We start from the raw sequence: 24,370 nt of genomic DNA on the forward strand, positions 1-24,370 counted from the left end.
CAATTAGGAATGACACAACGGTATTACTCTTGAATCGCCGCTTCTAAAGCAACTTCAATCATATCATTAAATGTTGTTTGGCGCTCTTCCGCTGTTGTCTCTTCTCCTGTTAAAATATGGTCGCTTACCGTTAAAACTGATAACGCTTGACGGCCAAACTTCGCGGCTAACGTATATAGTGCGGCCGTTTCCATTTCAATTGCTAAAATGCCGTATTGCGCCCACTTCTCATGTTCAGCATTATCATTATAGAACATATCGGCTGTAAACACGTTACCTACTTTTAAGTCTAACCCTTTGGCCATTCCCACATCATACGCTTTCTTTAATAATTCAAAGTTCGCAGTTGGTGCGTAATCTACCCCACCAAATGTTAAACGGTTCATTTGGGAATCTGTTGAGGCGGACATAGCTAAAATAACATCACGAACTTTAACATCTTTTTGTATGGCACCACATGTACCTACACGGATTAACTTTTGAACGTTATAGCTTTGCATTAATTCGTTAATGTAGATAGAAATAGAAGGTACCCCCATCCCTGTTCCTTGAACAGAAATACGCTTTCCTTTGTATGTACCTGTAAATCCGAACATGTTTCGAACTTCATTGTAGCAAACAGGATTTTCTAAAAACTTTTCAGCAATGTATTTCGCTCGGAGTGGATCCCCTGGTAATAACACCGTGTCAGCAATTTCATGTTCTTTTGCAGCAATATGAATACTCATTGTTTAACCTCCTTGGTTTTTCTTTAGCACGACCATTGTACTTGGTTTTTTTGCTGGATGCAATGACATCTAATCATATTCTGTTCAATTACGGGAAAAATAAAAACGTTCACAACTGTTTGCCGATCCACATACGCTTAAGACGATCAAGGGAGGTCAAAAAATGGGAAAAAAACACCGTAATCGAGTGAATCAGCCGAAAAAAAATAATCATATTCCAGAAGAACAAATGCTTGCTGAACATGAAGCCCATGGGAAAGAACAATCAGCAGCCAAACGGAAAAATTCACCTGGACATCATTTAAGAGATTATTAAAAAAACAACTCGGTCGTATCAACCGAGTTGTTTTTTTAGCTCGTCTGTTTTTTGGCCAGTCGAAGATGTACACGATGTATTTGTCTCCACCCTCCTGTTTGCAGTTGATAGTAATAGTGCCCGTTACGTCCTTCGTCGATAAATACAATATCTCCCGTCCCTAAATATCGTCCTCTATAATCTTTCGGTACTAAGTCTTGTACATTAAACATTCGGAACACTTGGCTTATTAATGTTTCATGATCGGTACTATGGATAAAAAAACGGTACACTTGCCGATACCCTTTTTTTTGACCAAATTGCGGTGTTTGAAAAATCGTTACATCATACTCATTATATTTTTCCGTATACTTACGAAATCGACGAAAGACTTTCAAATATACCACCTCGTTCCCCTTTATTTATATAGGTAAGTTAGGCAACGACTTTGTCGATTCCTTTATCAAAATAATTCTTTTTTTGTCGAAAAGAAAAAATAGACTCTTCCATATGAAGAGTCTAAAAAATATTTATGTATAACGAGTAATAATCTCTTGAAAATTGTTGGTTAACTTTGGAACATCACTTTCTTGAATGGTTAAGCGAATTAAAGATTCATCTAAGTTTAATGCTTCTGCTAAAAACCCTCCAAGACCTCGTGCACGACGGTCGACTTCTAAAATAATCTCACATTCAGATGTAGAATGGTGAAAGAACATTACTTCCAGTTCATCTAATTTTCCACGGAACGGACCATTTACAGGAATCAATTCAAATTCTTGAACAAACGGATATTTTTTTCTAAGCGAATGCGGTGCTTCCTTGCATTCTACCTCTCGTAAATAGAAACCTAAATCGGTTAGCGCCGAAAGAACAGCGTCAGTTAAACGGTTTGGCTTCACTTCAATATAATCCTGGTCTTTCGGGTCAACGGCATTTTTAATATCTAACCCTGTAGCGACCCAAACACGTGTGTTACCATACGTCACCGGTGTATCAATGGGTAGTTGTAATTCGAATGGAATGATTTTTTCTTCGTTTGGACCAATCGTAAACGACTCAGTAATTCGAATTTGTTCAATAGTTGCATAGTCCGTCCATTTTTTATCATCTGATTCACGAATATACGTGGTATGAATCGTTAAATAAATTTCATCAATGTGTTGTTCAACATTTCCACCATGTATTTCTACGACACCTTTCATTTTTTCTCCAGCATGATAGCTACTTTTTTCCAACTTCGTATCTACTTTAGCAGCACCAATACCGAGACTTGCAAAGACTTTGTTAAAAAACGACATCAACTAATCCTCTCCTTTCTTCGGTACGTTTTTACCCTTATTTTATTTTATTTTATTTAATGTACGAATAAATCACAAAGAGGTTTCAAAAATACAATGATTTTATTGTTCCAATAAAAACAGCCCTTTAGCAAGGGCTGTTGTTCCATCAATCAGTAATCTCTTCATCAATGATACATTTTTCAATTAAGTAATCAAACGTTATGTCGGCGATCTCCGCTAATTCTTCCTCACTTGGAACATACCCTCTTTCCGTTAAATGTCGAAAAAAGAATTCCGCAATTTCTTCCGTATCAATGTATACCTCCATCTCACGCATACAACCGCCTCCTTTATTGTTTACATTTTATGTTCATGCCCCTTCGGATATGTGTGAAATATTTTATTGGAATAAATACTTTTACCACGTCATAAAGATGAGAATAAAAGGACAAGCTCGAAGGAGGAGAATGATGAAACAAATAACGGTAACAAATCAATCGGAATCATTTGTAGGAGAAGAACAAATTTTGGTTTGGATGGAGTTTTTATTAACCTTTTTGTTTCGAGGATTTTTACTATTAGCCATTCCAGTTTTTATTCTTGCCATAAATTTATTGTAAAGGTTCATTAGCCACTGCTGTATTTCTTTAAATAGTCACGAATTTGCTGTAAAACGGCTAAATAATATTCATCCTGAAATATTTCGTATAGCATTTTATAATCATTATAAGCATCTAGTAAGCGGTCAATCATTGCTTTTTTCCTTTGTTCTTTTTGGAAAGAAGACTTTTCATTGTCTTTTTTCTCTGGAAGGGAAGCAAACTCTTTTTCTCCGTGTTGTATGGGGTAATGGAGTTCGTACTGTTTACTGACAGAATGCGAAGATGAAGATGTTGAATCACCAATAAGGGTTAATTCTTCCTCTCCAGCTTCTAACCACTCTCCATCTGACAAACGAGATAATTCATAGATCACATCTTCCCATGCGTCTTCTTTGTATCTCCAAATTTCTGTCCGAAAACCAACTACTTTAAAAATATCTCCTTTATACCCATTTACTGTTACTATATCCCCGAAGTAAAATTTATAGTGAATATCAATTGTTTCTTTTTTGATCAACTTTCCTTCATAATCTTTTAAATAAGATAAACAATGTTCTCGAAATAAACCATCACTTTTGTTTATTTCATAAACGTACTGATTTTCAAGTTTTTTAATCGCAGTAATCTTACCAACAGTCCCGTAAATCGTTATGACAACCGTATCACCTACTTTGAATTTCGGTTTTTTACGACTCCCCACTTTTGCCCATCTCCTCACGGAAACTTTCGATGATATATTAGTATATGCGCGCGGACAAGTTTCGGTTGTGTAAAAAGGTGAATTATATTCAGAATTTTTAAACAAAACAAAAAATTGCCCTTATTTAATTAAGGGCAATTTTTTATTTCATCGGCGACATAAATTTCCCAAACTTGATCGAAAACGGTCATACTAGGTAGGTAGTCGCCGTTTAATTCCAAATACCTACTTACTTCATCGTAAGAAGAAGATTGTTTTGGAAAGCTATGGTCTTTGTATACATGATTGGCAAATACAGCTAGTTCGTCGGTTGGATTCGAATCGCGAAATTTCATTAAAAAGTGATAAAATGACTTTCTCATATAGACGCCTTCCTTTAATTCTTTTTTCTATCACTATAACGAATGATAAACCATTCGTAAAGAAAGGGGTCCTGTGCATTATGAACAGGTATCATCGTCATCAAAAGCAAAATAATTCCGCTTCAATAAACGAGGTATTTGCAATAGTTTTTGAAAATTGATTTCTTTTTGGATGGACGACGTATCGATTAAAAAAAGTTGGTCTTCGATTTCACGAATGATCGATTCCGGTTGATAAATCATTCCACATTCACTACAACGTACAGAAGGCGTTTCATTTATCGCAATCGCTCGAGATCCATCAGGTAGCTCCCAATAAACGGTTTGCTGTTCTTCTACAACCTGTTCACTTTGGCACCAATCACAAATCGGTTTTAACTCCCATTTAGGCATCTTTTTTACTCCTTTTCCTCGATCTTTTTTAAATGGGCTTGGTATTTTTTCTCTTTTAGTTGGTCTCGTTTCTCTCGGAAATCTTTTAGTGACTGATGATTCGGATCTTGTTCAAACGTTTCTCGACGCTTTAAGCGTTGTAAGTTTTCCGGAACGAGATTGAAATGCTTCTCATTCATGACACCAGCAATACCCGTATTTGATTGTTTTTGATCGATATCCGGATAGATTTCTTTAAAATAAGCATCGGCTTGACCTGGGACATAATTCGTTGGTTCTGGATAAGATGTAATGACGCCTTCATAGTTACGCAATATGACTTTGTCAGCACTTTGGGAAATTAAATAGTTTGGTTGGAGGGCAATTTTTCCCCCACCACCAGGAGCGTCTACAACAAACGTTGGTACACAATAACCGGAAGTATGTCCTCTTAACCCTTCAATGATTTCTAACCCTTTAGAAATCGGGGCTCGGAAATGCCCTATTCCTTCAGATAAATCACATTGATAAATATAGTAAGGTCTAACGCGTATTTTAACTAAATCATGCATCAGTTTTTTCATAATTGGTACACTATCATTGATTCCAGCTAGAATAACAGCTTGATTCCCAACCGGTACACCGGCATCGGCTAACATTTCACAAGCACGTTTCGAATCTTCCGTTATTTCTATCGATGTATTAAAATGCGTATTTAACCAAATCGGATGATATTTTTTTAAAATAGTACATAAGTTTTCGGTAATACGTTGAGGAAAGACGACTGGTGCCCGCGTACCGATTCGGATGATTTCTACATGCGGAATTTCGCGCAATTTTTTTAAAATGTACTCTAAAATTTGGTCATTAATTAACAAACCATCTCCACCAGACAGCAACACATCTCGGACTTCCGGTGTTTGTCGAATATAGTCAATCGCTCGATCTAACTGCTTCTTGGGAACTCCCATTCCAATTTGTCCGGAAAACCGCCGGCGTGTACAATAACGGCAATACATGGAACATTGATTCGTGACTAAAAAGAGCACGCGGTCTGGATAACGGTGAGTGAGTCCTGGGACAGGTGAATCTTCGTCTTCATGAAGAGGGTCTTCGAGATCGTATTTCGTTTTATGAAGTTCACTTGATATCGGAACGGATTGCATACGAATGGGACAGCGTGGGTCATCCGGATTCATCAGCGAGGCATAATATGGAGTAATATTTAAAGGAATCGTTTTTGTTGAAATTTTAACCCCTTCTTCTTCTTCCGGTGTTAAATGAATGACTTTTTTTAAGTCATCTAGCGTGCGAATAGTATGGGTCAGCTGCCACAACCAATCATTCCATTGTTCTTCTGTTACATCTTTCCATAATTCGATGTCTTTCCAATGACGCTTTGGCCGATAAAGATCCATTTTCATACGTATCCCCCCAACAACGTGTTTCTATTATTACATGCAAGAGATATACCAAAGGTAACCGATTAGCAAAAAAGGTGAAATCATTACTTCCGGCTTCAAGCTGGGGGGCAAACAACATCCACTGTAACGCCTAAATATTGGCACAAAACTCTTTGACATGAATTTTATATTTTCCTATTTTATATTGTAACGTTTGTCTTGGTATTTGAAGAAGTTTTGCCGCTTGCTTCACATTTCCGTTTACCTTTTGTAACGCTTTTTCAATCCATTCTTTCTCTGTTTTCTGAACGATTTGCTGTAATGGTACTGGCCATTCTTCTTGCTGTTTGACTCGACCTTGCTTAACAGATTGGAAGTTATAGCTTTCTCTAACCCTTTTTAGTAACAGGGGGGGTAAATGATGTTCCTCTAACCATTCGTCCTCACATACATTCATCATATATTCCACCGTATGTTTTAATTCGCGAACGTTTCCAGGCCATTCATATTGTTGAAAGAATGAAAGTAATGATGGGATCATTCCTCTTACCTTTTTTCCTAGCTTTCGATTCCATTCGTTGATAAACGCTTCCACAAGCAATGGGACGTCCTCTGTTCGATGACGAAGCGGTGGTAATTCGAACATGAGTACATTTAATCGATAGTATAAATCTAAGCGTAATTGATTGTTTTCTACCGCTTCCAACGGGCTGATGTTTAACGCTCCAATGATTCTAACATTCACCTTTTTTGCTTGAAGGGCCCCCACGCGACGGACTAGACCGTCCTCTAATACTCGTAATAGTTTCGCTTGCAATGCAATGGGCATCGTATGAATTTCATCTAAAAATAATGTGCCGCCGTCTGCTAACTCGAACAATCCAGGACGTTCGACTGCACCTGTATAACTTCCTTTTGCCGTACCGAATAAAATGCTTTCTAATAATGACTCCGGAAGGGCGGCACAATTTTGGGCTATAAAAGGTTGGTCTCTCCTGAGGGACGAATGGTGTATACCTTGAACAAATAATTCTTTCCCTGTCCCACTTTCTCCAACTACTAATACAGGACTTTCAGAAACAGCTAATTTTTTAGCGAATTGAATCATATCCAAAAGAGGTTGATGCTTTGTTATAATATGGTGAAAATGGTAAGAGGAAGTGGATACCTCTGTTCTATTGGTTGTTTTCTTCATTTGTTGATGTAAGTCGATGAGCTTTTCATTCAGTTGTTTTAATTTTGAATAATCTCTAGCAATTTCAACCGCACCGGCTAATTTCCCTTTTACAAATAAAGGAATGGTTGTATTCACCGTTTCAATCCATTTTCCGTGAAAATTTACATATGACTGAACTTGGTTTACAATTGGTTTTTTCGTTGTTAATACTTTTAACAACGTGCTTGTTTCTTTCGTTAACGATGGAAAAACATCAAGCACATGTTTTCCTAATACTTCCTTTGAATGTAATCCATCATATTTAGCGGAAACATCGTTATAAAAAACAGTGTAGCCATAAGGGTCTACCAGATGAATCCCTTCATCAATATTATTTAATACTTCCGAAAAAACAGCTAATAAGTCATCGTGCACGAATCATCCCCCTTTCTCGTACTAAAAATTGAGCATTGGTGCTTAATTTTTGGCACCACCTAATTGTTTATACCAGACGTTCATATCTTCTAACTTGTCGTAAATATAACAATTATTCCCTAACCTTCCTCCATACGTATAGCCTAATTGAGAAAAGGCGGCATTCATTCCGTAAGAAAGGGAACGGGCAATCGTATAAACACAAAAAATTTGTTTGTTCTTCAACTCTTGCTCAAGTGAAAAAAGAAGCTCTTTCATCAATCCACCTTTTCGATAAGAAGGTAATGTCGCGCAATCAGTTAATTCGGCATTTTTATATGTCTGATTCACTTCTGCTGACGCGGCGGAAATAATTGTGTTGTTTATTTCGATACAATAAAAAATCGTTCCTTGATCGATACTTTTTTCAATATAGGAAGAATCATGAAGTGGAACAGGATAAATTTGAAACACTTCTTTGTATAAGGACGATAAGTTATAGGCATCGGATTTTGTTGCACGCCGAATAACTCCATTGATTTCTTTCTTCATTGGAGGGGTTCCATCAGAAATAACAGAAGCTACAATTTCATCTTCCTTTGTCCACAGATCACTGGATCGACGATCACTCCTTAAAAATTTAGAAAAAAAGAACATATCACTGCCATGATAATATCCAGGAACAATCGCTTCTAAAACAAATCCTTTGGCTAGCGCGATCGCATGATGTTCCCATCGCAGTTTAACAATTAACTTCTCTATCCCTTGGTCTTTCCCTGCTTGTTCAATCCATGTAATCAAGTCTTCAACATTTCCCCGATAATCATCGACACGAATGCGTTTATTAAACAAATCAACGTAAACTTTCGCGAACAAACGAGGTTGTCGAATCGTCATCACCGTTTGGTCCATAAAAATTCCTCTCCCTTCCCCTGATAAAAAGGGCTGATGAAGGTGTCATCAGCCGAAAAAAGTTGCTATCATTCAGTTAGTTTAAAACTGATCAGTTTGATTTCAGTCATCTCTTCAATAGCGTATTTAATTCCTTCGCGCCCCATTCCGCTCATTTTCACTCCACCATATGGCATATGGTCGACACGGAAGGTTGGTATTTCATTAATCATGACTCCACCGACGTGTAATTCACGGGATGCGCGAAAGGCTTTATTTACATCATTTGTGTACACCCCTACCTGTAACCCATACGAGGAATCATTCACTGCCTCAATCACCTCATCGAAATAATCGAAACGATTAATATGCACCACGGGGCCAAAAACTTCTTGACATGAAATTTTGTCAGATAATGAAGCATTTAATAAAACAGTTGGTTGCAACATACGATTGATTACTTTACCACCATATTCGAGCCTCGCACCATGGTTAACAGCTTCTTGAATCCAATTTTGGATACGTTCGACCTCTTCTTCTGATATCAGCGCGGAAATATCGGTTTCATGATGGAGTGGATTTCCTAACGTAAGTTTTTTTGTTTCTTTGACAAATTGGTCAACAAAGGAATCATACAAGGATGAATGTACAAAAATGCGTTGGACAGAGATACAAACTTGACCTTGGTACGTAAATGCCCCTGTGACAACGCGAGGAACTATGTTAGAAATATTTACCCCTTCATCGACAATGACAGCCGAATTGGAACCAAGTTCAAGGGTAACACGTTTTAATCCAGCATGTTCTCTTAACCATTTTCCTACTACAGGACTACCGGTAAATGTAATCATTTTCACCCGCTCGTCCTTAACAAACGCTTCCCCGGCAATTTTTCCGCTACCTGTAACGACATTTAAAACTCCTCTCGGAAGGCCGGCCTCATGGAAATAATGCGCAATTCGATACGCACTTAGAGGGGTTTGACTTGCCGGTTTTAACACGACGGTATTTCCTGAGGCAATCGCTGGTCCCACTTTGTGGGCAACTAAATTCATTGGAAAATTAAACGGAGTGATCGCCGCAACCACACCAAGTGGTTCTCGGACTGTAAAGGCAACGCGTCCTTCGCCGCCAGGAGCCGCATCTAGCGGAATCGTTTCCCCGTATATTCGTCTAGCCTCTTGTGCTGCAAACGTATACGTCATTATCGTTCGGTCGACTTCCGCCAAGGCAGTTTTTATTGGTTTTGCTGCTTCTTGGGCAATCAGACGAGCACATTCCTCGCGGTCTCTTTTTAAAAAAGCAACCACTTTTTCTAAAATTTCAGCCCGTTTAAAAGCTGGTATGGATTTAAATGTAGGAAACGCTTCATGTGCTGCTTGAATCGCTTCATGAAATTGTTCTTTTGATGCTCTCGCTACTTCACTTATCATTTCTTTAGAATATGGGGAGAATAGTGGTTCGGATATCTCACCTTCCACGTGTTCTCCGTTAATCCATAACAACTGCTTCATTTCGAAACCTCCTTAAGCGTAAACGAAGGGTGGATGTTTTCTATTACTCTTTTATCCTATAAACGATTGGATAAAAACGTCAAACAATTCCTACTTTTTACTGAACTTTTCATTAATTCCTTCTTAATCATCTTTTCACTCTTCGAGACCACACCAATCGATCATTGTTAACGCAATAATTTCGGCCGCTTCAAACACTCGGTCGAGGACAATACTTTCATTGGCGTCGTGTGCTAACTCTGTCGTACCTGGGCCAAAAACGACGACAGGAATGCCGCCACCTTTAGACAAAATGCCACCATCCGTTCCCCATGGAGAAGCTTCAATCATTGGCAAATAACCCATCACTTGTTGAAATGCTTTTTCCACAGTTTTCATGATGGGATGGTCGATCTCAATATCTCCTGGTTGCCAACGACCACCAAACCATTCTAATTTTAGAGCATGTTGGTTGAGCCACTCATCTTGTTCCATCAGTTGTTTTAAACATTGCTCCATTTCTTGTTCTGCTTCGTGTAAAGTCTCATTAGGTGCCACTCCCATTCTTCCTTCAATAATAGCTACATCGGGCACAGATGAAGGCCATGTCCCACTTTGAATTTTACCTATATTAATCGGAATAGGAATGGGGATTCCATCATATAACGGGTCCGTGATTCGTTCGTTTCTTCTTTTTTCTAATTGTTGTAACCCTTGAATAATGTACATCGCTTTTTCAATCGCGTTTATACCTTCATATCTTGTTCCCCCATGGGCTGCCTTTCCTTTCACGGTTATTCGAAACCACATGGAACCTTGTTGTTTAGGGAATAGTTTCATATTAGTTGGCTCAGGAATAATGGCAGCATCCGCTGTATATCCTCTCACTAAAGCGGATAAGGTGCCGGTTCCTCCACTTTCTTCTTCAATAACGCTTTGAAAAATCACATCTCCTTTTAAGCGAATATCGAGCGTTTTCAACGCCTCAATCGCTAACAGAAGACTGACAGTTCCCCCTTTCATATCCGTAGAACCTCGTCCATACAGCTTTCCGTTTTGAATGTGTGCACCATAAGGGTCAAACATCCAATCGTTTTCATTTCCTTCAGGAACGACATCGATATGTCCATTTAAAATAATAGATTTTCCTCCACCTGTCCCTTTCCACAAGGCAACGACATTAGGATTTCCTGAGAAGTCATGACGATCGCAACGGAAAAACGAATGGGAACGTACTTCATTGATATCTACTTCCCAAATATCTAGCGAAAGTCCTAATTCCCGACACTTTTCTATAATAATCGCTTGCGCCTTTCCTTCATTTCCTCGTGTACTATTTTCTTGTATGAGCCGTCGTAATAACCGAATCCCATCATCGCGATGATGTTGAAGCCATTGGTGGATTTTTTGTTGAATGTCATTCATTGGCTCTCCCCCACTTCCCCTTCACCCAATTTTTTTAAAGAATGCGATATGACAAATGGAGCATTTGTCGTTTCTTTCAATTCCTCTAACGTCACATCTGCATATATTTCAATCAGTTCCAACCCTTTTGATGTACATCGAAAAACCGCCTTCTCCGTAATAATCAGATCCACGCACTTCTTCGCCGTTAATGGCAACGTACAGTTGGGAACAATTTTCGATTGGCCGTCTTTACTCGTATGACTCATCACGACCACAACTTTCTTAGCTTTAGCGGCTAGTTCAACCGCTCCTCCGATTCCTGGCACCCGCTTTCCTGGTACAATCCAATTTGCTAAATCACCCTTCTGACTTACTTGTAACGCTCCAAGAACGGTAATGTCGATTTTCCCTTTTCGGATGATGCCAAAAGCAATACTTGAGTCAAAATAACTTCCACCAGGAAGTAACGTAACTGGAAATCCAGCAGCATTACATAAATGGGCATCTTCCTCTCCTTTTATTGGGCTTGGCCCCATTCCTAAAATTCCGTTTTCAGCTTGAAATAAGATCCCTTCTGTACTCGGTAAATAATTCGGTATCAGGGACGGAATCCCAATCCCTAAATTGACAACCATACCTGGCTGAATTTCTTTTGCAGCCCTTTTCGCCATTCGATGTCGCGCTTCTATTCCCATGCCCATTTCCAATTCACCCCTTCCGATCGGATTATCATATCAACAAATACACCTGGCGTGACAATTTCTTCAGGTGATAGCTCTCCGACCGGGACAATTTCCTCTGCTTCCACAATCGTATAGTGGCCTGCCATTGCAACTAGTGGGTTCGTATTTCGGGCCGTTTTGTCATAGACAAGGTTCCCTAATGGATCGGCCTTTTTGGCATAGACGATACTGACATCCGCTGTTAATGCTGGCTCAAATACATAGTCTTTTCCGTTAATTTGAACAAACGTTTTTCCTTTCGACAACCATTCGTTATCCAATCCGATATCTGTTAAAATTCCGATTAAACCGACTCCACCTGCCCGTATTCTTTCAGCCAATATCCCTTGCGGACTAAATTCTACTTCTAGCTTTCCTTCTGTCATTAACCTTCCTGCATTGGGATTGGAACCAATGTGTGACACGATAATTTTTTTTGCTCGCTCAGCTGTAATTAAGCGTCCAATACCTATGTTGGGAAACCCTGTATCGTTACCAATAAGTGTTAAGTCCTTTACTCCTTTTTCCCAAATAGAATGAATAAGCGTAGGCGGAGAACCTACTCCTCCAAACCCCCCGAACATAATCGACATCCCATCATAAAAATAAGTTAACGCTTCGTCAATTGAAGCTAGTTTATGATTTTTCTTTTCCTTCCCCATCGTTACCCACCTTTTTCGAAAGCTCTTTTTCTATATCAATAAATACATTTTCTAAACGCGTCATAAGTTCATCGATTTCTTTTTTCGTAATCGTTAATGGCGGTGCCACCAATATGGCATCCCCGTGTTTTCCATCAAGTCCAGCAGAAGCAGGGTATAAAATAATTCCATTTTCAAACCCTTTCTCAAGGACCATGTTTGTAAAAAGGGCTTCCTGAGGAAATGGTGATTTTGTTGCCACATCTTGAACAAACTCAATTCCACAAAGCAACCCTTTCCCTCGTATATCACCGATAAAGTTGTATTTTTGCTTTAATTGATGCAAGTTTTGAGTAAAGTAATCACTTTTTTCTTGTACCCCTTCGATGATTCGGTTTTTTTCTAAATAACTTAATACACTTAATGCAGCCGCACATGATAATGGATTTCCACTATACGTATGACCACTCATGATCATTTTTGACCCTTTTAATATAGGCTCCATGACTTGATCAGTCATTAAAACAGCAGCTAATGGGGAATATCCAGCGCTCAAACCTTTTCCTAATGTAACAATGTCCGGTCGTATATTCCAATGATCACAAGCGAGCATGAAACCAGTCCGACCACATCCAGTCATCACTTCGTCAGCAATAAGGAGTATGTTATGTTTTCGACATATCTCTTGGATTCGCTCCAAGTATCCATCCGGAGGTGTAATGGCACCTCCTGAAGCTCCAATAACCGGTTCAAAGATAAAGGCAGCGATATGATCAGCACCTATACGGTTAATCATCGTTTCTAACTGATTTGCACAATGAAGACGGCAGGAAGGATAGGTTTTATCAAAAGGACAGCGATAGCAGTAAGGAGGTTCAATCACAGGCCACGCTTCTAAAATGGCATCAAAACGTTCTCTTCGGGTAGAGTGACCGGACATGGATAAGGCCCCTAACGTAATTCCGTGATAACTAATCCAGCGCGAAATGATTTTTCTTTTTTGGGGCAACCCCTTTTCCTGCCAATATTGGACAGCAATTTTTAAGGCGGTTTCGGTCGATTCCGATCCACTGTTGACAAAAAAAACCCAAGGATAGATTTCATTTGTTAATTCACATAGTTTAGATGCTAATATCTCTGCTGGTGCATTTGAAAATTGGGACCTGTAAACAAACGTTACTTTTTTTGCTTGTTCAGCCATTGCATGTAATACTTCTTCAACACCATGACCAATATTGGCTGTTACTGCTCCAGAACAGGCATCTAAGTACTCATTACCGTTCATATCGTATAAGTAAACACCTTTTCCGTAGTCAATGACCGAGTACGTCCGGTCAATAATTGGTTTAATTAGTCGTGAACGTGGCACAAGCGCCCCCCTCCCCTTTCCTTCCTTTCCTTCCTTTCTTTCTATATGTCTATGATTAATTGAAAGAAATCTTTCATTCGATGGACAAAACCTTAAATGAAATGATTACTGGTCCCTCTCTAAAACGACGATTCATTCTGACATTTTTGTAAAAATCAACTAATTACTAGATAATTTTTGACAAAAAGTTTAAAATATTGATAAATATTTTAAACTTTTATCAAGACACACAAAGGGGGGAATACGATGAGGCGGATTTACTTCAAAAAAATAACAAAACTAAAATTTCCTCGTATCCGTCTTCCAAAGTTTTCACTGAAGCGTCGTCAAAATTCACCTAAATCGATCATCCCCGCTCCATCTACAAGCTATTTCTCAACGATTCGCGGGAAAGTGTTACTTTCATTTGGGATTCTTTCAGTCGTTTTATTTGGGCTAACGCTCACATCATATGTAAATATGAAAAAGCTAGAACGAGAGATTGATTACGTTGTCGAACATGACTTGACTGTACATAATGAGGTGCAAGAACTTTCCAAAGCTTTTGTCGATATTGAGACAGGGCAACACGGCTTCGTCATCACTGGCGATGATCAGTTTTTAACCCCTTACAACGAAGGGAAAGAAGTCGTTGAAGAAAAGATGAAAAGTTTGGAGAATTTGTTGAAAGGACAACCAGACCAACTTGAACGACTGGCAGCGATTCAAAAATTCTACCATTTTTGGATGGGATGGATTGATAAAGTTATTGAAACACGACGCTATTATGAACGTGATGTAGCCTTTAGTATGGTAGAATCGTACCAAGGTAAAAATTATATGGACCAAATTCGAACCGAGATTGAAGCGGTCATTGAACAAGAAAAATCTTTATCGAAACAGCGGATTGAAGCCCTACATCATCAAGTATCGATCGCTCAATTCGTCACGATTGCCTTATCAATTTTAGCTATTCTTTTATCGATTTTCTTTGGAATAACGTTATCAAAACGAATTAAAACAAATGTTGAAAAAATTAGTGAGTCTATCGTGGAAATTGCGAATGCTGGAGGAGATTTAACAAAACGCATTGAAGTACATACGAAAGATGAGTTGGCTCAGTTAGCCCAAGATACGAACTTATTAATTGAAGGAATTGGAAGTTTAGTTCGGGAAGTAACAAAACTTGCTGAAAACGTCTCTGCAAGTAGTCAAGAGCTGGTCGCATCAGCGGAAGAAACATCCAAAACCATTTTATCGATTGCTGAAACAACTGGGGAAATTGCCTCCGGTAGTGAACAAACATCATTAAAAATGCACGAATCCCTTGAAAAGATGAATGCTTTAGAAGAATCCGCTCGCTTACTCGATGAAAATGCGAAAAGGGTAAAACAATCAGCAAATGATATGCGGCAAGCAGCACAAAATGGTGGAGATTCAGTAAAACAAGCGGCTCTCATTATGATGAACATTGAGGAAACAATGGCTGATACGACAGCAACTGTAGAGTCACTTGGGGAACGGTCAAAAGAAATCACAAAAATTATTCAAACGATTACCAATATTGCTGATCAAACGAATTTATTGGCACTGAATGCTGCCATTGAAGCAGCTCGTGCTGGAGATCATGGTAAAGGCTTTGCCGTTGTAGCCAATGAAATTAGAAAATTAGCCGAACAATCGCAACATGCAGCTAAAGAGGTTACTGCTATTATTCATTCAATTCAACAAGAAGTCGATACAATTGTAAAGCAAAATCAACAAGGAGTTAAAGAAGTCATCTCCGGAGTAGAAATATCAAACAAAACGACAGAAAATCTTGATCACATTTTACATTATTCGAACCATACTTCATTGATTATTGATGAAATGGTTAAACAAATTCAACAAACGATGGAATTAAGTCATGAAGTAGCTCGCTCCTTCGCCATAGTGAATGAAATTGCTGAAGCAACCGCGGTCAATACGGAAACAACCGCAGCTGCATCAGAAGAAGGTTCCGCCGCGATGGAACAAGTGACAGCTTCGGCTAACGAGCTCTCTAAACAAGCCGAACAACTCCGTGATCTCATTTCCAATTTTAAAATATAAATGAATAATGAGCTGAATAGGTAGAAATACCTTTCAGCTCTTTTTTAATATGAAGATTCGTTATTCAATATCAATGATTTTTTCGTCATATCTTTAGATTGTAATAGGTTTTACAAAATGTAATCGGAACTTTTTGTCAATTATATCTATATTCTTATTATGTTATTTTACTTACAGCCATTCACGACAATCACGTTGTGTTTATTCATCACCCATACCCTTTTTTCAACTGAAAATGAAAAAGTGTCCTAACGTAATAGGACACTTTATCTCTTACCTCGGGAAGTAGCAAACAGCACCAATAATGATGAGTAAAATGAACAATACAACAATTAACGCAAACGTATTTCCAACCCCACACGGATAACCATACCCACCATATCCATACCCGCAACAATCTTGACCGTAGTACATACCTTTCACTCCTCATATCTTTTTGTATTTTTTACTACGGTATGATAGTTGCCTTGTATACGTTTGTGTGTTTGCCTACTTCCTCTGCTAAATTATTTTACTTTTACTGTCATCAATTCTTGTTCTTTCGCATTTACCTCAGTGACATCTTTCTTCTCTAGCGACTCTACAACATCACCATTGGTAATAATCATTGGTGTAATGGTACTTTTCGCCTTTTCTTTTACTAAATCAAGGTCAAACGAAATTAATGGATCTCCTTGTTTTACTTTATCCCCTGTTTGTATATGTGCGGTAAAACCTTCACCATTCATCGATACGGTATCAATTCCAATATGAATTAACACTTCTAAACCGTTTTTTGTTTTGATCCCTATCGCATGTTTTGTTGGGAAAAGTTGAACAATTTCACCGTTAACAGGTGCATAAACAACTCCTTCGGTTGGATCCATCGCCAAACCGTCCCCCATCATTTTTTGGGAAAATACCGGATCTGGCACTTCTTCTAATGGAATAACTTTGCCCGTCATTGGGGCTACAAATGAAACCGTCTTATTTTTTTTAAATAAATTTTTAAACATTGTACTCACCCTCCGAACTACATACTAACCAAATAAAGGTTGTTTTGCAAGTTAGACATCCTTTGAATGAATGTTTATACACGTTTCACACGCCATTTATAAATCCATTTTAGTATGGTCTAATTCACTTTTAGGTGGATACATCCTCCACTAATTTTTTCAATGGGTATGTATATTTAATCAACAAGGATTTAGAAAAAAGGAAAGTATTCGGCTTATACATTTGGATAATGGGAAGGGAGGTTGCGTTTTTCCTTTTCCCCGTTCATAATGGTGAATGAATGTGGAAGAAAGGAGTTTGCCCTTTGAATTTACCAATTCCTTTTATCAATAAAATGAACCATCTGCTTGGGGAAGAAGGAAAATTATTTTTAGAAACATACAACGGGCCCAAAACGTCCGGTTTACGAATAAACGAACAGAAAATAACGAAAGAAGAATGGGAACAGCTCAACCCGTTTCAGTTAACCCCAATCCCGTTTGTACCAAATGGATATTATTACGATGAGTCAAAAGATTATCCAGGAAAGCATCCTTATCATGCCGCAGGCCTATATTATATTCAAGAGCCAAGTGCGATGTTTGTCGCCCAAAATCTAGGTGTACAACCAGGGGAAAAAGTTCTTGACCTATGTGCCGCACCTGGTGGGAAATCGACACAGCTGGCGACATTTCTCGGCCCTCAGGGTTTGCTTGTAGCAAACGAAATTCATCCAAAACGGGTAAAAGCTTTATCTGAAAATATTGAACGCTTTGGATTAAATAATACGTTAGTAACTAACGAAACCCCTGAACGATTAGCCGCAAACTTCCCTGGCTATTTTGACAAAATTTTAGTTGATGCCCCGTGTTCAGGTGAAGGGATGTTTCGAAAAGATCCGGTGGCGATTGAATTTTGGAGTGAAGAACATGTCAATCAATGTGCATTGCAACAAAAACAAATTTTGGCACATGCCATTCAAATGTTAAAACCAGGTGGAATTTTAGTTTATTCTACTTGTACCTTTTCTCCTGAAGAAAATGAACAAACGATTGATTATGTTTTAAAGGAATATCCAGAAATGAAACTTATAAACATCCAAAAAGAACATGGGATTCAACCGGGACGGCCCGACTGGACTAGCTCGCATAACAAACATCTCAAACTGACAGCTCGCCTATGGCCTCATTATGTCAAAGGCGAGGGACACTTCGTTGCTAAATTACAAAAAACAGATGGACCGGAATACGAAAGCCAACCATTTCGCTCTCGGTTGAAAAAAGCCCAGTTAAAAGAGTATGAACAGTTTGTAAAAGAAAACATTCTCCAATTTGAAGCCAATCAATTCTATTTACAAAAACAACATTTATACTCTTTACCTTTTGATTGCCCAGATTTTTCAAAAATAAAGGTCATACGTCCAGGATTACACTTAGGCGAGATGAAAAAGAATCGATTTGAGCCAAATCATGCCTTCGCGCTGCACCTTAAACCAGCGCAAGTACAGCATCAAATCGATTTATCGACAAAATCGGATGAATGGGTCCGATATTTACGTGGGGAGACGTTACCGGGCGAAAAAGATCGAGGATGGATATTGATGACCATTGACGGATATTCCATCGGTTGGGCGAAAGAAGCAAAAGGAACGTTAAAAAACTTTTATCCAAAAGGATTACGCTGGATGTCATAAAGAACAGGTAGCACAAAATAGGCTACCTGTTCTTTATGGTTGGATTTGAAGTAAAAACGAAATATCGTTATTTTTTAAATCGAATGTTTGGGCATAGATTGCTAAATCGTCTCGAATGTTCAATTCTCTCATGGACACGTAAATTTCCTCTTCTTTTGGATCAATCGATACCCATGTTGGTAGGTGGTAAGATTTTTGAATGAGTTTCAGAATAAATGAGACAGGTAAGTTTAAATTCCCTACTGAAACAGATTCTTGTTTTAATAGTAAATCACCATTTTCTAATGCCATTGGTTCAAAGGTCATTTTAAATTGAATTTCTTCCGAAAATACTGGAAGCGATCCATATAACTCGACCTTATCCGTTAAATACACGTCAAATTGTACCGGAGAAGAAATATTTTCTTTTTCTAAATAATGTTTTATCATCTCATTGACATCTTCTTTTGTGGTTTGTAGTTCGATCGCAATTCCTTCACGCTTTGGCATGTCCGTTACTTGTTTTTTTTCAACCGGACGAATTATCCAAACGAGAAAAATGGAAATTGCTATCAACTGTAAGACTACATAGACTAAAAAAATCCCTTTCCATTTGTTCTTCATTGTTACTCCTCTACCTTCATCATTCGATGTTTTCTGTTAGATGAAAGAGGTCTTTCTCTAACACGTAAAATAACCGTTCTGCAATGAATGCATAGCCCTTTTCATTCGGATGAAAATAATCGTCATATAACAAGTCATCTTCTTTATTATAAAAAACTTCTTCTATCGAAACAAAGGATGTTTGCGGATATTGCATGATTACCCTTTTTCCAGTTTCATTCCAATTACGAATGATGGCATCTATTTCTTTAATGTCCGAAAACCATAAGTGAAATGGGTTATATAACCCCACAAGCACAATGCCAATGTTTTTATTTTCTTTACGAATGTGTTGAATGATTTCCTGAAGACGCTTTTCATACTCCACTTTTGCTTCTTCAAAATATGATAGTTTTAAGTGGGTAATATGCTTTTGAAACACTTTCATCACATCATTCCCACCAATGGTAATTATAACGATATCTGCTTCTTTCAACGCGTTTTTCATTGTTTTTTCTTTGTCCAATTTTTTTAATAGCTGATCCGAACGGAGACCTCTCACACCAAAGCTTTCAAATGTGACCTCTTTCACCGATTTTAAAGATTCTAATTTCTGTTGTAAATATGGAACGTACCCTCCACGGTTTGTACGATCTCCAACCCCTTTGGTTAAGGAATCTCCTATGGACACAATCGCCACTTCTTTCGGTATAAAGTCTTTAGGTGGTTTCTCTTTTTCTACAATAGATGTCTCCTTAAAGACATGGGTAGTTGCTCCAGTCCAGGTACACCCATATAATGTAAAAAAAAATGAAATAGTAACGAATAACCACTTAGGCATATTATCCCCCCTTAACACCTTCCGGCCATCGATTCGTCGGATGTAAAAGTTTTTTCTTTAGTTTATGTCACAAAATTGTTAAAAGTTTGCTTCATTTTACCGAACCGTTGCTGTACCTATTAAAAGTTATTGTATGCAGGTTTATCCAGAGTTATCAAGCGCAAAATAAATGGTTCATTGAAACCCTTTTATGCTATGATGATGTTAGTATATACGAAAAGGAGTTGTGCTTATGAAAAAATACTTGTCCTACTATCTACTTCTCCTCTTCGGACTATTCCTAGTGTTATCTGCTTGTTCCTTACAAAGTACCGAGGATTCATCTTCCGTTACCCATACCGAACATGGGGATATTCGTGAAAAAACTTTATCTAAAAATGAACTTCCTAAGTTTTTACAGGCCGCACATCAAGAAATCCAAACTATCTATCAATTGGCTGCAAATCACGAACATGTGCTTAAATATATCCCTTGCTATTGCGGATGTGCGCTTTCCGCCAATCATAAAAACAATTATGATTGCTTTATTTATGAACAAAGTGGACATGCTGTTGTTTGGGATGACCATGGAACAAAATGTAACGTATGTCTAGAGATTGCTAATCAATCAATATATATGTTCCAACAAGGACATTCGGTAAATGAAATTCGCCAAGCCATTGATTCAATATATCAAGAAGGATATGCTCCCCCAACACCTACTCCATTTCCTAGTTAACGAAAAAAGGTGACCAGAAAAATCTGGTCACCTTTTATTTACTCTGCATAAAACATAAATCCAATCGCCCCTGTTCCCGTATGGGCGCTGATGACTGGGGTCGTATCAACAATTTGAACATTTTCAAATCCGGTATGTTCAACTACTTTTTCCTTTAGTTTCATAGCGAGATCGACCGCATCTGCTTGAGCAATACCTACTCCTTTAATCGCTTTTCCAGCCACTTTTTTCAACATTTCGTTTAATAGAAACCTAATGATTTGCGATTGACTACGAACTTGTGTTACTGGAGAATATTCACCGTCTTCTAAACAAGCAATCGGTTTAATATTTAATAAGGAACCGATCAGGGCACGTCCGCGACCAATTCTACCGCCTTTTACTAAGTTTTCCAATGTACTAACAACGACATACAATGACGTATTTTCTTTAATTTCAGTAATTCGTTGAATAATTTCTTCTTTTGAATAACCTTGTTGTGCCATTTTAGCAGCTTCACATACTTGAAAGCTTAACGCTAACGAAATAAAGAAGGAATCTACGACAGTCACGTTGGCCCTCGACAATTGTGCAGCCTGCTCTGCCGTCCGAACGGTTCCGCTTAATTTACCGCTAAGATGAATGGAAATTACTTCATACCCTTCATCTGCCAATTGATCATAGACTTCTTGAAAGCGACCAATCGATGGTTGGGAACTTTTCGGAAGCTCCGAAGACTGCTTCATTTTTTCGATAAATTCTGTTGGCGTAATTTCTGTTCGATCCAAATACGATTGACCATCAATTGTGATGGTAAGTGGTACAACATGGATGTTTAATTTTTCAATTTGTTCATTCGGTAAATCTACTGTCGAATCGGTGACAATACGAATATTTGCCAAAAATTTCACTTCCTATCTATCTACTCTCAATTATTATATCTTTTATGCCATCATATTCAAAAAAAACAACAAAAAGCACGTCTAAACGGCGTGCTTATGCATTATTTTTTAATACGTTCACTTGATAAATTTGTTCATATTCCGTCCATTTTAACACTTTCTTTAAGTACTCACGGAACGAGTACACTTTTTTTGGACTGGACTGGTGGTGAATTTGTGATAAAAACAACTGTAATCGTGCATTTACTTTAAAAAATAACGGATTATCTTCCTCCAATACTGGGATATCCAAGATTTTTACCTTCTGTCCAACATTCGTTCTGAACTCAAGGTTTTTTAATAACAAAATATCAATCCTCTTTTTCACCCGTTTGATTTTATTATAACCTAAAACATTTGCAAATGTTGTCGTAAAATGCGAAAAAATCAATTAAATTTTGACAGATTCATCCCTTTCTATACACAAGGGAACATCGTTTTTTGGAGAATTGACAATCGGTCGCACCGGATATTTTATCAGCATATCGTTTGCAAGTGGTTGTAGAAAATCAGTGGTGTCATGGAACGTATATGATTCCACGTCAAGCCACCGCTTTCTTTCCTCTTCTGTTATTAAAATGACGGGCATCCGGTGATGAACCGATTTCATAAACTCGTTCGCTTCCGTTGTAAGAATGGTACACGTCACCTTTTCATCCCTACCCTCGACATGTCGGTCCCAAAGGGCTGCAAAAGCAAATGGACGGCTATCTTTCCGCATGATTCGAAACGGTACCTTTACTCCGTTCACAAGCCCCCACTCGTAAAAGCTATCTGCGAGCAACAACGCTCGTCGTCGATGAATCAACGATTTGAAACTCGTCTTCTCTTGCAGCGTTTCTGCTCGAGCATTAATTAATGGCTTCCAAGCTTTTCTGTCTTTTACCCATGATGGAATGAGCCCCCACTGGAAATAACCTGCCTTTCGGACGCCGCTGCGCTCAACGACTCCTAACACTGGTTGAGTGGGTGCAATATTATAGCGAAGGTCAAATTCCTCGGGAAAATGGTCAATGAGAAACTCCTCTATTAATTGTTTTGGTTCGACGATTAACGTATAGCGTCCACACATAACTCTTCTTCCTTTTTTATTTTTTTATTCCCACTTTTTTATTAATTAAACCATCTGTCATTTATTTTTTAGGCTATGTTATATGTCATTTTTGATTTTTAGCAAGTTGTTTAAATGAAGCGAAAGTCGGCGACTCCAGCGGGAACAGCCGTGCCAGGCAAGACCCATACTTGAGCGTAGCGAGGGAAGCGGCTTGCGGCTTGCCCGCGGAAAGCGTCCGCCACAAGCGTAATGTATAAATACCAACAGTATCATTTAACAGACATTCATGCCAATTGCCCTTAGCACATCGATGAATGAAATAACAGTAAAAGTTATCCACAGTTATTTTAGGGTAGAGCCATTTTTTTAAAAAACTTGCCGCAAACAAGCGACAAGTTTTACTTAAACCGTTCGTATATTTCAAATTCATAATCATACGGATTTTCTTCATTTTTGGGCCCTTTTTCTCTTTTAACTAATCGAAAGTCTGACCAATCAATGTCTGGAAAATACGTGTCTCCTTCAAACGAATAATGAATTCGTGTCACGTATAAGCGATCGGCAAAAGGAAGAAGCAATTGAAAAATTTGTGCGCCCCCTGTAATAAACACTTCGTCATTTTTCTCGTCGATATAATCTAATAATTGCTCTAACGAATGGAGTATCGTACATCCTTCGGCTTTGTATCTATCATCACGAGTTAAAATGATATTTTCTCGGCCAGGTAACGGTTTGCCTATCGACTCGAAGGTACTGCGTCCCATCACAATTGGATGCCCCATGGTGACTCGTTTAAAATACTTTAAATCTTCGGGAAGATGCCATGGAAGCTGATTATTTTTTCCTATTAACCGGTTTTCGTCCATCGCCCAAATAAACGAAATCATACGCTCACTTCCCCTTTAATATGAGGATGTGGATCATAATCGACTAATTGGAAGTCATCATATGTAAATGAAAAAATATCTTTGACGTTTGGATTAATTTTCATTTTTGGTAACGGTCGTGGTTCTCGTGTTAATTGTAATTTCACTTGATCTAAATGATTAGAGTAAATATGCACGTCCCCAAACGTATGAATAAATTCTCCCGGTTCGAGGTCGCAAACTTGAGCGATCATCATCGTTAACAATGAATAGGAGGCGATATTAAACGGTACACCTAAAAACACGTCCGCCGACCGTTGATACAATTGACACGACAACTTTCCATCAGCTACGTAAAATTGGAATAACGCGTGGCATGGCGGCAGGGCCATTTCATCTATTTCTCCAACATTCCAAGCACTTACGATTAATCTGCGAGAGTCTGGATTCTTTTTAATTTGTTCAACCACATTTGCGATTTGGTCAATCGTTCTTCCGTCCCGCGTGCGCCATGAGCGCCATTGAAAACCATATATTGGCCCTAAGTTACCGTTTTCATCTGCCCATTCATTCCATATACGGACACCGTTTTCCTGCAAATATTTAACGTTCGTATCTCCTTTTAAAAACCAAAGCAGCTCGTGAATAATCGATTTTAAGTGTAATTTTTTTGTTGTTAATAACGGAAAGCCTTCCTGTAAATTAAAGCGCATTTGATAACCGAATGTACTGATTGTTCCTGTACCTGTTCGGTCATTCTTTTGAACACCATGTTCTAATACGTGCTTCATTAAGTCTAAATATTGTCTCATC

29 protein-coding genes are annotated in these 24,370 nt (G+C 38.4%); 5 read left to right on the plus strand and 24 right to left on the minus strand.

Going from position 1 to position 24,370, the window contains the following annotated elements; translation table 11 throughout:
* Positions 1 to 23: 23 nt before the first annotated feature.
* Complete coding sequence (deoD, locus tag H0Z31_07945) at positions 24 to 728, minus strand: purine-nucleoside phosphorylase (protein MBO8177369.1); 705 nt, start codon at positions 726 to 728, stop codon at positions 24 to 26.
* Positions 729 to 891: 163 nt separating this feature from the next.
* On the opposite strand from deoD, the gene H0Z31_07950 reads away from it, so the two are divergent.
* Positions 892 to 1,044 (plus strand): hypothetical protein, encoded by a 153-nt coding sequence (locus tag H0Z31_07950; GenBank protein MBO8177370.1) that lies wholly within the window; start codon positions 892 to 894, stop codon positions 1,042 to 1,044.
* A 35-nt stretch (positions 1,045 to 1,079) separates the two neighbouring features.
* Here the strand turns inward: H0Z31_07950 and H0Z31_07955 are convergent, their stop codons facing one another.
* The 3 genes from H0Z31_07955 to H0Z31_07965 all read right to left on the minus strand — a co-directional run bounded on the left by H0Z31_07955 (position 1,080) and on the right by H0Z31_07965 (position 2,643).
* Positions 1,080 to 1,421 carry a hypothetical protein gene (locus tag H0Z31_07955; protein MBO8177371.1) on the minus strand — a complete coding sequence of 114 codons (342 nt, stop codon included), beginning with the start codon at positions 1,419 to 1,421 and terminating at the stop codon, positions 1,080 to 1,082.
* Between the two features lie 132 nt (positions 1,422 to 1,553).
* Positions 1,554 to 2,324: a sporulation protein gene (locus H0Z31_07960; GenBank protein ID MBO8177372.1), complete on the minus strand. Its 771-nt coding sequence runs from the start codon at positions 2,322 to 2,324 to the stop codon at positions 1,554 to 1,556.
* A gap of 148 nt (positions 2,325 to 2,472) precedes the next feature.
* A complete protein-coding gene (locus H0Z31_07965; GenBank protein ID MBO8177373.1) occupies positions 2,473 to 2,643 on the minus strand; it encodes a YozD family protein in 171 nt (56 codons plus the stop codon).
* A 133-nt stretch (positions 2,644 to 2,776) separates the two neighbouring features.
* Between H0Z31_07965 and H0Z31_07970 the strand changes: the two genes are divergently transcribed.
* A complete protein-coding gene (locus H0Z31_07970; protein ID MBO8177374.1) occupies positions 2,777 to 2,926 on the plus strand; it encodes a hypothetical protein in 150 nt (49 codons plus the stop codon).
* A gap of 7 nt (positions 2,927 to 2,933) precedes the next feature.
* Here H0Z31_07970 and H0Z31_07975 read toward each other — a convergent pair whose 3' ends face one another.
* The 11 genes from H0Z31_07975 to H0Z31_08025 form a co-directional block, all read right to left on the minus strand.
* Entirely contained in the window at positions 2,934 to 3,608 is a 675-nt protein-coding gene (locus tag H0Z31_07975; protein MBO8177375.1) for a hypothetical protein, read from the minus strand.
* Positions 3,609 to 3,736: 128 nt separating this feature from the next.
* Positions 3,737 to 3,970: a YozE family protein gene (locus H0Z31_07980; protein MBO8177376.1), complete on the minus strand. Its 234-nt coding sequence runs from the start codon at positions 3,968 to 3,970 to the stop codon at positions 3,737 to 3,739.
* 78 nt (positions 3,971 to 4,048) lie between these two features.
* Positions 4,049 to 4,363 carry a YokU family protein gene (locus H0Z31_07985; GenBank protein MBO8177377.1) on the minus strand — a complete coding sequence of 105 codons (315 nt, stop codon included), beginning with the start codon at positions 4,361 to 4,363 and terminating at the stop codon, positions 4,049 to 4,051.
* Between the two features lie 5 nt (positions 4,364 to 4,368).
* Positions 4,369 to 5,766, minus strand: coding sequence for a lysine 2,3-aminomutase (gene ablA, locus H0Z31_07990; GenBank protein MBO8177378.1), 1,398 nt, complete (start codon positions 5,764 to 5,766; stop codon positions 4,369 to 4,371).
* 130 nt (positions 5,767 to 5,896) lie between these two features.
* Positions 5,897 to 7,336 (minus strand): sigma 54-interacting transcriptional regulator, encoded by a 1,440-nt coding sequence (locus H0Z31_07995; GenBank protein MBO8177379.1) that lies wholly within the window; start codon positions 7,334 to 7,336, stop codon positions 5,897 to 5,899.
* A 42-nt stretch (positions 7,337 to 7,378) separates the two neighbouring features.
* Positions 7,379 to 8,227, minus strand: coding sequence for a putative beta-lysine N-acetyltransferase (gene ablB / locus H0Z31_08000; protein ID MBO8177380.1), 849 nt, complete (start codon positions 8,225 to 8,227; stop codon positions 7,379 to 7,381).
* A 68-nt stretch (positions 8,228 to 8,295) separates the two neighbouring features.
* Positions 8,296 to 9,720, minus strand: a complete 1,425-nt coding sequence (locus tag H0Z31_08005) for an aldehyde dehydrogenase family protein (protein MBO8177381.1) — start codon at positions 9,718 to 9,720, stop codon at positions 8,296 to 8,298.
* Between the two features lie 135 nt (positions 9,721 to 9,855).
* Positions 9,856 to 11,124, minus strand: coding sequence for a peptidase (locus H0Z31_08010; protein ID MBO8177382.1), 1,269 nt, complete (start codon positions 11,122 to 11,124; stop codon positions 9,856 to 9,858).
* A complete protein-coding gene (locus H0Z31_08015) occupies positions 11,121 to 11,807 on the minus strand; it encodes a 3-oxoacid CoA-transferase subunit B (protein ID MBO8177383.1) in 687 nt (228 codons plus the stop codon). Before H0Z31_08015 ends, H0Z31_08010 begins: the two co-directional genes overlap by 4 nt.
* Entirely contained in the window at positions 11,792 to 12,490 is a 699-nt protein-coding gene (locus H0Z31_08020) for a CoA transferase subunit A (protein ID MBO8177384.1), read from the minus strand. The genes H0Z31_08015 and H0Z31_08020 overlap by 16 nt, the downstream gene beginning before the upstream one ends.
* Positions 12,465 to 13,838 (minus strand): aspartate aminotransferase family protein, encoded by a 1,374-nt coding sequence (locus H0Z31_08025; GenBank protein MBO8177385.1) that lies wholly within the window; start codon positions 13,836 to 13,838, stop codon positions 12,465 to 12,467. The genes H0Z31_08020 and H0Z31_08025 overlap by 26 nt, the downstream gene beginning before the upstream one ends.
* A gap of 246 nt (positions 13,839 to 14,084) precedes the next feature.
* Here H0Z31_08025 and H0Z31_08030 point away from each other — a divergent pair, with 246 nt between their 5' ends.
* Positions 14,085 to 15,908: a methyl-accepting chemotaxis protein gene (locus tag H0Z31_08030; protein ID MBO8177386.1), complete on the plus strand. Its 1,824-nt coding sequence runs from the start codon at positions 14,085 to 14,087 to the stop codon at positions 15,906 to 15,908.
* Between the two features lie 273 nt (positions 15,909 to 16,181).
* Here H0Z31_08030 and H0Z31_08035 read toward each other — a convergent pair whose 3' ends face one another.
* Together H0Z31_08035 and H0Z31_08040 are read right to left on the minus strand one after the other, a co-directional pair.
* Positions 16,182 to 16,322 carry a YjcZ family sporulation protein gene (locus tag H0Z31_08035; GenBank protein ID MBO8177387.1) on the minus strand — a complete coding sequence of 47 codons (141 nt, stop codon included), beginning with the start codon at positions 16,320 to 16,322 and terminating at the stop codon, positions 16,182 to 16,184.
* A gap of 92 nt (positions 16,323 to 16,414) precedes the next feature.
* Positions 16,415 to 16,903, minus strand: a complete 489-nt coding sequence (locus H0Z31_08040) for a PTS glucose transporter subunit IIA (protein MBO8177388.1) — start codon at positions 16,901 to 16,903, stop codon at positions 16,415 to 16,417.
* A gap of 305 nt (positions 16,904 to 17,208) precedes the next feature.
* Here H0Z31_08040 and H0Z31_08045 point away from each other — a divergent pair, with 305 nt between their 5' ends.
* Positions 17,209 to 18,576, plus strand: coding sequence for an RsmF rRNA methyltransferase first C-terminal domain-containing protein (locus H0Z31_08045; GenBank protein MBO8177389.1), 1,368 nt, complete (start codon positions 17,209 to 17,211; stop codon positions 18,574 to 18,576).
* 33 nt (positions 18,577 to 18,609) lie between these two features.
* On the opposite strand, the gene H0Z31_08050 is transcribed toward H0Z31_08045, so the two are convergent.
* Positions 18,610 to 19,179 (minus strand): YpmS family protein, encoded by a 570-nt coding sequence (locus H0Z31_08050; protein ID MBO8177390.1) that lies wholly within the window; start codon positions 19,177 to 19,179, stop codon positions 18,610 to 18,612.
* Positions 19,180 to 19,198: 19 nt separating this feature from the next.
* Positions 19,199 to 19,999, minus strand: a complete 801-nt coding sequence (locus tag H0Z31_08055) for an SGNH/GDSL hydrolase family protein (protein ID MBO8177391.1) — start codon at positions 19,997 to 19,999, stop codon at positions 19,199 to 19,201.
* Between the two features lie 232 nt (positions 20,000 to 20,231).
* On the opposite strand from H0Z31_08055, the gene H0Z31_08060 reads away from it, so the two are divergent.
* Positions 20,232 to 20,717, plus strand: a complete 486-nt coding sequence (locus H0Z31_08060; GenBank protein ID MBO8177392.1) for a hypothetical protein — start codon at positions 20,232 to 20,234, stop codon at positions 20,715 to 20,717.
* 38 nt (positions 20,718 to 20,755) lie between these two features.
* Here the strand turns inward: H0Z31_08060 and H0Z31_08065 are convergent, their stop codons facing one another.
* The 5 genes from H0Z31_08065 to H0Z31_08085 form a co-directional block, all read right to left on the minus strand.
* Positions 20,756 to 21,598, minus strand: a complete 843-nt coding sequence (locus tag H0Z31_08065; protein MBO8177393.1) for a DegV family protein — start codon at positions 21,596 to 21,598, stop codon at positions 20,756 to 20,758.
* Positions 21,599 to 21,692: 94 nt separating this feature from the next.
* A complete protein-coding gene (locus H0Z31_08070; protein MBO8177394.1) occupies positions 21,693 to 21,944 on the minus strand; it encodes a DUF2535 family protein in 252 nt (83 codons plus the stop codon).
* A gap of 84 nt (positions 21,945 to 22,028) precedes the next feature.
* Positions 22,029 to 22,709 (minus strand): SOS response-associated peptidase, encoded by a 681-nt coding sequence (locus tag H0Z31_08075; protein MBO8177395.1) that lies wholly within the window; start codon positions 22,707 to 22,709, stop codon positions 22,029 to 22,031.
* Between the two features lie 380 nt (positions 22,710 to 23,089).
* The gene (locus H0Z31_08080) at positions 23,090 to 23,578 is read right to left on the minus strand and encodes a dihydrofolate reductase (protein ID MBO8177396.1); all 489 of its coding nucleotides are present in this window, start codon (positions 23,576 to 23,578) and stop codon (positions 23,090 to 23,092) included.
* Positions 23,575 to 24,369, minus strand: coding sequence for a thymidylate synthase (locus H0Z31_08085; protein ID MBO8177397.1), 795 nt, complete (start codon positions 24,367 to 24,369; stop codon positions 23,575 to 23,577). The genes H0Z31_08080 and H0Z31_08085 overlap by 4 nt, the downstream gene beginning before the upstream one ends.
* Position 24,370 lies beyond the last annotated feature (1 nt).

It is taken from the genome of Bacillus sp. (in: firmicutes), from assembly GCA_017656295.1.
Lineage (GTDB): Bacteria > Bacillota > Bacilli > Bacillales > JACDOC01 > JACDOC01.

Excerpts from the sequence above, each read along its gene's own strand:
- ablB (MBO8177380.1), bottom strand. The coding sequence starts at position 8,227 with ATGGACCAAACGGTGATGACGATTCGACAACCTCGTTTGTTCGCGAAA.
- H0Z31_08030 (MBO8177386.1), top strand. The coding sequence starts at position 14,085 with ATGAGGCGGATTTACTTCAAAAAAATAACAAAACTAAAATTTCCTCGT.
- H0Z31_08020 (MBO8177384.1), bottom strand. The coding sequence starts at position 12,490 with ATGGGGAAGGAAAAGAAAAATCATAAACTAGCTTCAATTGACGAAGCG.
- H0Z31_08075 (MBO8177395.1), bottom strand. The coding sequence starts at position 22,709 with ATGTGTGGACGCTATACGTTAATCGTCGAACCAAAACAATTAATAGAG.
- H0Z31_08005 (MBO8177381.1), bottom strand. The coding sequence starts at position 9,720 with ATGAAGCAGTTGTTATGGATTAACGGAGAACACGTGGAAGGTGAGATA.
- H0Z31_07950 (MBO8177370.1), top strand. The coding sequence starts at position 892 with ATGGGAAAAAAACACCGTAATCGAGTGAATCAGCCGAAAAAAAATAAT.
- H0Z31_07965 (MBO8177373.1), bottom strand. The coding sequence starts at position 2,643 with ATGCGTGAGATGGAGGTATACATTGATACGGAAGAAATTGCGGAATTC.
- H0Z31_08055 (MBO8177391.1), bottom strand. The coding sequence starts at position 19,999 with ATGCCTAAGTGGTTATTCGTTACTATTTCATTTTTTTTTACATTATAT.
- H0Z31_08035 (MBO8177387.1), bottom strand. The coding sequence starts at position 16,322 with ATGTACTACGGTCAAGATTGTTGCGGGTATGGATATGGTGGGTATGGT.
- H0Z31_07970 (MBO8177374.1), top strand. The coding sequence starts at position 2,777 with ATGAAACAAATAACGGTAACAAATCAATCGGAATCATTTGTAGGAGAA.
- H0Z31_07960 (MBO8177372.1), bottom strand. The coding sequence starts at position 2,324 with ATGTCGTTTTTTAACAAAGTCTTTGCAAGTCTCGGTATTGGTGCTGCT.
- ablA (MBO8177378.1), bottom strand. The coding sequence starts at position 5,766 with ATGAAAATGGATCTTTATCGGCCAAAGCGTCATTGGAAAGACATCGAA.
- deoD (MBO8177369.1), bottom strand. The coding sequence starts at position 728 with ATGAGTATTCATATTGCTGCAAAAGAACATGAAATTGCTGACACGGTG.
- H0Z31_08050 (MBO8177390.1), bottom strand. The coding sequence starts at position 19,179 with ATGAAGAACAAATGGAAAGGGATTTTTTTAGTCTATGTAGTCTTACAG.
- H0Z31_07980 (MBO8177376.1), bottom strand. The coding sequence starts at position 3,970 with ATGAGAAAGTCATTTTATCACTTTTTAATGAAATTTCGCGATTCGAAT.
- H0Z31_08085 (MBO8177397.1), bottom strand. The coding sequence starts at position 24,369 with ATGAGACAATATTTAGACTTAATGAAGCACGTATTAGAACATGGTGTT.
- H0Z31_08040 (MBO8177388.1), bottom strand. The coding sequence starts at position 16,903 with ATGTTTAAAAATTTATTTAAAAAAAATAAGACGGTTTCATTTGTAGCC.
- H0Z31_07985 (MBO8177377.1), bottom strand. The coding sequence starts at position 4,363 with ATGCCTAAATGGGAGTTAAAACCGATTTGTGATTGGTGCCAAAGTGAA.
- H0Z31_08015 (MBO8177383.1), bottom strand. The coding sequence starts at position 11,807 with ATGGGCATGGGAATAGAAGCGCGACATCGAATGGCGAAAAGGGCTGCA.
- H0Z31_08060 (MBO8177392.1), top strand. The coding sequence starts at position 20,232 with ATGAAAAAATACTTGTCCTACTATCTACTTCTCCTCTTCGGACTATTC.
- H0Z31_08080 (MBO8177396.1), bottom strand. The coding sequence starts at position 23,578 with ATGATTTCGTTTATTTGGGCGATGGACGAAAACCGGTTAATAGGAAAA.
- H0Z31_08010 (MBO8177382.1), bottom strand. The coding sequence starts at position 11,124 with ATGAATGACATTCAACAAAAAATCCACCAATGGCTTCAACATCATCGC.